Raw genomic sequence first — 1,186 nt, 5'->3', positions numbered from 1 at the left:
CCCCCCCCCCCCCCCCCCCCCCGCGGCCCCCCCCCCCCCCCCACCCCCGCGTCGGGGGGCCCTCCCCACCCCGCCCCCCCGGTGGCAATCCACCCCCCCGGCCGGCCGGCGGCCCCGGCCCGGGGGCCGGCCCCCGCGCCCGTTACGCGGCCCTCCCCGGGCCGGACGCCTGCACCCGGGGGCGCCTGCTACCGGCAGGAAGCCTCACCGGGCCGCACCGTGCGCCGGGGGCGTCCTGCCGGGGCGGTGCTCACTGCGGCCGCCCCAGCGTCCACCCCGACACGTCGGCCAGCCGCCCCCGCCACAGCGGCAGGTGTACGGCGTTCGCACCGCCGAGGACGAGGGTGGCGTCCCGCAGGTGGATCCAGCGCGGCAGCTGGGACCCCTCGCCCTCCGCACCCAGCTCTCTCATGCCCTGGTCCATGATCTCGGGGAACTCGGCCAGCAGGTTGGCGCCCTCGCCCTCCACCTGCCGCAGGCTTCTCGCCCAGTCCGCCTTCCACGCCTCGTGACCGATCAGGTCCCCGTGCAGGATGCCGCCGGACAGCGTCAGGGTGATCGGCAGACTGGACCGCTGCTCCCTGTCCAGCAGTCTCATCAGCATCTGGAGCTGCAGATCGGGCACGGGTTCGGTGATCACCGAGGCGGTCGCCGACGGTGCCTCGACGGTCTCACTCATGTGGCACATCCCTCCACCTGGCACAGAGACAGGTGAAGGCCTTCTGCCCCCGGCGCGGACGGTCACACCCGGGCATTCGGGTGCGTGTGGGGCCGGAAGCGGGGCACCCGCACTGCAGCAGCAACTCCGCTCACTGCACGGCGAATTGACGGGAGAGAGAGATGACGAACTACAGCGGTTCCCCCATGGCCACGTCCCGCTCCGGGACCAACGGCCTCGCCGTCGCGAGCCTGGTCTGCGGGATCGTGGGGCTCTTCTTCTTCAACGTGGTCCTGGGCCCCGTCGCCATCGTCCTCGGCGCCGTCGCACTGCGTCAGGTGGCCGCCAAGGGCGGTGCCGGGCTGGCCAAAGCCGGGCTGATCCTCGGCATCGTCGACGTCGTCCTCTTCATCGTCCTGATGCTCGTGGCCGCCTCGTCCGGCGGTTTCAGCTGGTACGTCGGCGGCTGACCCGCCGCCCGGGGCTCCGGCACGAAGCGGGGGCGCCACCACCTGCCCGGTGGTGGCG

General features: G+C 74.1%; 2 protein-coding genes. One reads left to right on the top strand and one right to left on the bottom strand.

Annotation, left to right across the window (positions count from 1 at the left end; translation table 11 throughout):
• Positions 1-250: 250 nt before the first annotated feature.
• Positions 251-679: a hypothetical protein gene (locus ABZ371_RS32750; RefSeq protein ID WP_358686607.1), complete on the bottom strand. Its 429-nt coding sequence runs from the start codon at positions 677-679 to the stop codon at positions 251-253.
• Between the two features lie 161 nt (positions 680-840).
• Here ABZ371_RS32750 and ABZ371_RS32745 point away from each other — a divergent pair, with 161 nt between their 5' ends.
• Positions 841-1,128, top strand: coding sequence for a DUF4190 domain-containing protein (locus tag ABZ371_RS32745; RefSeq protein WP_358686604.1), 288 nt, complete (start codon positions 841-843; stop codon positions 1,126-1,128).
• The last annotated feature ends 58 nt before the right edge of the window (positions 1,129-1,186 follow it).

The sequence above is a fragment of the Streptomyces sp. NPDC005899 genome (genome assembly GCF_040629645.1).
Taxonomy (GTDB): Bacteria; Actinomycetota; Actinomycetes; order Streptomycetales; family Streptomycetaceae; genus Streptomyces.
Note: the sequence above shows the minus strand (reverse complement) of the source record. Positions and strands in the feature narration are given on the sequence as shown.